Source organism: Corynebacterium tuberculostearicum (assembly GCF_032821615.1).
Taxonomy (GTDB): Bacteria; Actinomycetota; Actinomycetes; order Mycobacteriales; family Mycobacteriaceae; genus Corynebacterium; species Corynebacterium tuberculostearicum_H.
Map to the genome: position 1 here is coordinate 1 of NZ_JAVBIF010000031.1, position 6196 is coordinate 6196.

The 6196-nt window shown below is 54.6% G+C and carries 3 protein-coding genes; all 3 read right to left on the reverse strand.

Annotated elements, in window-relative coordinates:
• Nucleotides 1-3201: VaFE repeat-containing surface-anchored protein (locus RAE09_RS11500; protein ID WP_316981739.1), on the reverse strand; the 3201-nt coding region annotated here is incomplete at its 3' end.
• A gap of 769 nt (nt 3202-3970) precedes the next feature.
• A complete protein-coding gene (locus RAE09_RS11505) occupies nt 3971-4294 on the reverse strand; it encodes a malonyl-CoA-ACP transacylase (protein ID WP_239236771.1) in 324 nt (107 codons plus the stop codon).
• A gap of 372 nt (nt 4295-4666) precedes the next feature.
• Entirely contained in the window at nt 4667-5959 is a 1293-nt protein-coding gene (locus RAE09_RS11510; RefSeq protein ID WP_005325555.1) for an adenylosuccinate synthase, read from the reverse strand.
• Nucleotides 5960-6196 lie beyond the last annotated feature (237 nt).

Genomic DNA, 6196 nt, shown 5'->3' on the forward strand with positions numbered 1-6196 from the left:
CTTGCCGTCCTCCTTGGAAATCAGCTGGGCATCCAGAGTGTATTCCTTACCCGGAACCAGACCCTCGTAAGAAACCTGGTCCACAACCTTGGCACCAGCAACAACCTCACGCAGGCCACCCTCGAAGTCAGCGTTAGTGGAAACCTTCGGAGTGTCCTTCTCGTCGTCACCAGGGGTACCCGGCTCGTTAGGCTCGGTCGATTCAGAAGGCTCGGTCGGCTTATCCGGGGTCGTCGACTCGCCGTCCGAAGGCTTGTCAGACTCAGAGGTCTCGGAAGCTTCAGAAGACGTGGTCTCTACAGACTCGGACTCAGAAGACTCACTGGACTCAGACTCAGACGGTTCCTCAGACTCGGAAGGCTTCTCACTCTCAGAGTCACCCGGCTCCTCAGACTCGCTGGCCTCGCTAGTCGTCGAGGTAGAGGAATCCTCAAAGGAAGAAGGCGTAGAGGTTTCACCCTCGCCACCGTGACCAGGCTTATCCGGAACCTCCTCGGTAGAGGTGGCGGTCTCCGGAGTGGTGGTCTCGGAAGGCTTGTCAGACTTTACAGTCTGAGCCTCGTCCTCGATATTGGTGTGCTCGGCGATGTCATTCTTCTCACCAGTGGTGGAATCCTCGCCGTCCTTGTTAACAGCAGTGGAGGTCAGGTACTCGAAAGCAACTGCCTCATCAACGGCCTCGGTAACACCCTCATCAACGGTGATCTTGACTTCTACCGTGCCCTCGGAGGTCTTCGGTACGAAGGTCTTCTCACCGTGGCCGATTACCGGGAAGTCACCAGTGGTCTCGTCCTTGACCTTGGAACGCAGCTCTGCATTCAGAGTGTATTCCTTGCCAGGAACCAGGTCGTTGTACTTAACCTTATCGGTAATGACGGTGCCAGCCTTGATCTCATCGCCCTCAGCCTTCTCAGCCTTGGTGCCGATGGATGGCTCCATCTTGGAGGTTACGGTCTGTGCCTCATCATCGATGTCGCGGTGATCGGTAATCTTCTTCTCTTCGTCAGAGTTCGGAGTGTCCTTACCGTTCTCATCGACCTGCTTGGAATAGAGATCCTCGAATGCGACGGCAGCCTTGATAACGCCTTCAACGTCATCGTTGACCTTAATGTCAACAACCTGCTCGCCGGAAGACTTCTTCGGAGTGAAGGTTACATCGCCCTTGCCGACGACCTCGTGCTCACCCTTATCATTCTCAGCCTTGTTACGCAGCTCAGCCTTCAGGGTGTATTCCTTACCCGGCACCAAGTCGGTGTAGGTAACGGTGTCCTTGACGGTGACGCCAGCCTTTACCTGCTTAGCGTTGTCAAATTCAGCCTTAGTCTGGATAGACGGGGTCCACTTGGTGTTAACGGTCTGCTTCTCATCGTTGATGTCTTCGTGAGTAGCAATCTCGTTCTCATCGGAGGAGCCAGTGGTCTCGTTGCCATCCTTGTCTACCTCGGTAGATACAAGCTTCTCGAAGGCAACCGCAGCGTCAACAGCAGGATCTGCCTTCTCGTTGACGGTGATCTCAACCTTCTGTTCACCGGCGGACTCCTTCGGAGTCAGTTCCGCAGAGCCTTCACCCAGTACGGTTTCGCCATCTTTCTTGGAGATGAGTTTTGCCTTCAGGGTGTACTTCTTACCCGGAACAAGATCCTTATACGTCACAGTGTCAATAACCGTGGCACCCTTCTCTACACGGTTGCCATCCTTGATCTTGGCCTGCGTGTGAATCTCAGGATTCCACTTGGTATTGACGGTCTGCGCCTCATCATCAATGTCCTCGTGCTTCGCAATGAAGTTGCCATCGCCGGAATCGTTCGGGACATCCTTGCCGTTCTCATCCACCTCGTGGGAGTACAGCTTCTCATAAGCAACGGCAGCAGCAACAGGGTTCTTCACACTGTCATCGACATTGATCTTTACCTCAACGTCCCCGGACTCACCCGTAGCTTCAAAGGTCTCAGAACCGGTACCAAGAATAGCGTGCTCGCCGTTCTCGCCAGCAGCCTTGTTACGCAGCTCAGCCTTCAGGGTGTACTTCTTACCCGAAACAAGGCCCTCGTAGTGAACCTTGTCCTTAACGGTAGCGCCAGCAACAACCTGCTGCTTGTCGCCATCAAAGGAAGCTTCGGTCTCAATCTTCGGCGTAAGGTCCTTCTCCTGCTTCTCCGTTGTCGGAGTCGGATCAGGATTAGGTACTACATCAGTAGTCTTACCCGGAGTCGGCTCGTCAGTATCCTCCGTGGCGGTTTCCTCAGGAGAGGTCGGTTCAGTAGTGGAATCCTTAGGAGTGGTCTCCTCAGTATTGGACGGCTCAGACTCAGTAGTCGTCTCGCTAGAGGTAGTCTCCCCTTCCGGATTCTCAGAGGTAGTCTCTTCAGTCGTGTTCTCCTCAGTATCTGGTTTCTCTGGAGAAGTAGTCGACTCCTCAGAGCCGCCGCCGTTGTCCGGAGTATCCGGCAGACCAGGCTGGTCCGGGGTGAACACACGCTGATTACCCTTCAGCGAACCGTGATCCGAGGTCAACGTACCTTCAGGGCCAACGATAGTAATATAAGCGTCCTCAGGAGCCTTTGGTATTGAAACCGACGGATCTTTTTCGAGAATAAACGCGCCCTTGTCGGGGCGATTAGGATCTCGCTTGATTACGAAGCCAGTTAACTGAGTGAATTCTTCTGCACTGCCCTTATAGTTATCCCAAAGTGCACCGGCGTCACCCTGCGAGCTGTGCGTCGGGTTCAGAATGTGCTCTCGAGTATCATTTCGAGCACCTCCAACAACGTCCCCATTGTCGACATTACTACCAATCAATGCCGCCAAGTAGACAGAATAGTTCGCAACAGTCTGCTTTTCACCGCGCAACATAGCATTATGCATCTTGGTTGCGACGTTAATAGCAGCATCACGATACTCAGGCTCAATCGGTGCTTTACCAGCATTATTCTTATCATAGGTTTTGCCGGTATTGATCGGCTGCTTCAGCACGGGATCAATACACCAAGCCCAACCAACGTTCATTTTTCCTTCTGAACCGTCAGGCTCGCCCGTCCAAACCATCGTTCCCCAGTTAGGGGAATCTTCTTTAGCGATTTGAGGCAGGCCCTTATTGGACTCGACAGAGAATCGCCCATCCCCGTCTTGCGCCTCTGCCCCAGGAACGGTGACCATGGCCGTAACTACCGCAATTGCAGCAAGCACTGCGGTAAAGACCATCCACCCCTCTCGGGATATATTTCTTAATCTACTCATTCTTTCCTCTTCGAGCGGTACAAATACTTACATTCGTTTTCCTGCACGGCGAGTGTTTTCGCTGAACAGAACCTGAAATTGAGACTTGAACACACTGCGGTTAATCAGGGTTTTGAACCCAAATCTGGATTAACTCTTATTGTGCTCTCAGGATAATATCACGGGAAAATCTAAGGCGCCAGCCAGAAAGCTTTATAAAACCCACGCTATGCAGAACTTCCAATTCTTTAACCGCAGGTAGACGTACTTATTTTTACGACCAAGCTGGCGTTAAATACATAAGTTCGATATATTCTAAGCATCCCTTAAGGCCGGAGCGCTGCGCCAATGGCTTAACAATTACTAAGATAGGTTTTAACGAAACTCATGTAAACACTTCCGTACGCTGCGTTTTATCTAAGTTTACGCAAATTCAAGAGGGTGGTTTGCGTGCAATTTCATCGCATTACTCCAGAAATACCCACAGAAAGATGGTGTTACAGGAGTGACTGGAGAGAGTTCGACAGGATACACATACGTTCGACCCGATGGGGCTGCCGCTATCCTTAACGTTATTGCCTTTCACCTTCAAAAAGGTATATGTGAGCGAAAACTCTGCCTAAGGTCGTCACAATCACACTTAGGACCCCCGAATAGGGAGTGAGGGAGAATTGGGCAAAGAAAAATCCGCACGGGCGTCGGCAAGCGGATGCTTTACCGAGGCCGCAGTGCGGATCCTGGAATGAATTAGGCCTTAGAGAACGGCGGTAACCTGGTAGCCCTTTTCCTGCAGAAGCTGGGAAACTGCCTCAAAAGTATCGCCATCCTTGTCCGGGTTGTAGGTCTCCGGGTTCAGGGCAATATGGGCGGTGTCGCCTTCGTAGCGGACACTGATGAAGTCGTAGCCGGCTTCGGCATGGGCGGCGTCGATAAGCGCCTGCACGTCGTCGTTGTTGCCCTGCTCAGCAACCGCAACCTGCTCCTGCTCAGGTGCCGGCGCAGCCTCCTGCGCCGGGGCGCCCAGGCCGAAGAAGCCCATAATCGTGGCTAGCAGGCCGCTCAAAAGCTTGATAATCATTGAAGTAACTCCCTGTGATTTAGTGCGCGGGAATTTGGCCCGCGAAAGCTGAAGACTTTCTGTACTTAAAGCAAACTTAACTTTAGCTTAGGGTCTAGTTACATTCAACAGAGAACGCCTTAATTCACCATGCCATGGCCTTGTGTGCGGTTAAGGTACGCTGAAACACCACAGCGCCCGTGCTCCGTCTCAATGACGGGACACGGGTGCTTTCACTCAATTAGGGCTAAGTCCCTTAGAGGGACCAAGAGCTGGATAGGGATAGGAACCTTTGCTGTCTGCTTGGAGGGCTAGGAGAAGCATCGTGCAGAGAGCCAGTTCAGCTGTGCTAGAGAGTGGGGCTCTCACACCACCTCGGTGAGGACTACATCCTTACTGGTCCTCCATCACGTCATGGCGAATGATGGTCTGGTCGCGGCCGGGGCCAACGCCAATATAGGAGATACGGCAGCCGGAAAGCTCTTCCAAGCGCAGGACGTAATCCTGTGCCTTCTGCGGCAGCTCCTCAAAGGTGGAGCACTCCGTGATGTCCTCATCCCAGGCCGGCATGGTCTCAAAGATGGGCTCGGCGTGGTGGAATTCCGACTGGGTAAGTGGCAGCTCATCGTAGCGCTTACCGTCGACGTCGTAAGCCACGCAGATCGGAATCTCGCCGATGCCGGTGAGAACGTCCAGCTTGGTCAAGAAGTAATCGGTAAACCCATTGACGCGGGTGGCATAGCGCGCCACAACGGAGTCGTACCAGCCACAACGGCGCTTGCGGCCGGTGTTCACACCAATCTCGCCGCCGGTGGTCTGCAGGTACTCGCCCCACTTATCAAAGAGCTCGGTGGGGAACGGGCCGGCACCCACGCGGGTGGTATAAGCCTTGATGATGCCCAGCGAGGTCTTGATGCGCGTTGGGCCAATACCGGAACCCACGGAAGCACCACCGGCCGTTGGGTTAGACGAGGTCACGAACGGGTAAGTGCCGTGGTCCACGTCGAGCATGGTGGCCTGGCCGCCCTCCATGAGCACGTGCTTGCCGGCTTCGAGGGCCTGGTTGAGCTCCAGCTCGGCGTCGATAACCATCGGGCGCAGGCGGTCGCGGTAGCTCAGGAAGTACTCCACAATCTGGTCCGCCTCGATGGCCTTACGGTTGTACATCTTCACCAGCATCTGGTTCTTGATATCCAGCGCGGATTCCACCTTCTGGCGCAGGATAGACTCATCAAAGATGTCCTGCACGCGGATGCCAATGCGCGCAACCTTATCGGCGTAGGTCGGTCCAATGCCGCGGCCGGTGGTGCCGATAGCGCGCTTGCCCAGGAAGCGCTCCTGCACGCGGTCCAGGGTCTGGTGGTACGGCGCCACCAGGTGCGCGTTGGCGGAAATCTTCAGGCGCGAGGCATTCGCGCCGCGGGCCTCAAGGCCGTCAATTTCATCAAAGAGCGCCTCAAGGTTGATCACTACGCCATTGCCCAGCACCGGGGTGGCGTTCTCGGACAAAATGCCGGCCGGCAGGAGCTTCAGCTCGTATTTTTCGCCGCCTACCACGACGGTATGGCCGGCGTTATTTCCGCCGTTCGGCTTGACCACGTAGTCAACCTTGCCGCCGAGGATGTCGGTCGCTTTGCCCTTGCCTTCGTCGCCCCACTGGGCGCCGACAATGACGATCGCTGCCATTGTTTAGTCACTTCCTCATTATTGAAGCCAAAATACTCTCCAACCTTACACTTTCCCGCCACAAAAAGCCCGCGTAGCATTGTCCGCATGCGTTTTTTGTTCCTCCGTTGCGGCGCCCCGGGCGTGGCCATGCCTGCCGACGCCCACGATCTCTCGGCCGTTCCTACCCGCAAAGAGCTCGCGCTTATCGACGCCTTCCTATCCCCCCTCCTTCTCACCGACCCCACCCCCTCACTG

Coding starts and splice junctions, on each gene's coding strand:
- RAE09_RS11505 (WP_239236771.1), bottom strand. CDS start 4,294: ATGATTATCAAGCTTTTGAGCGGCCTGCTAGCCACGATTATGGGCTTC.
- RAE09_RS11510 (WP_005325555.1), bottom strand. CDS start 5,959: ATGGCAGCGATCGTCATTGTCGGCGCCCAGTGGGGCGACGAAGGCAAG.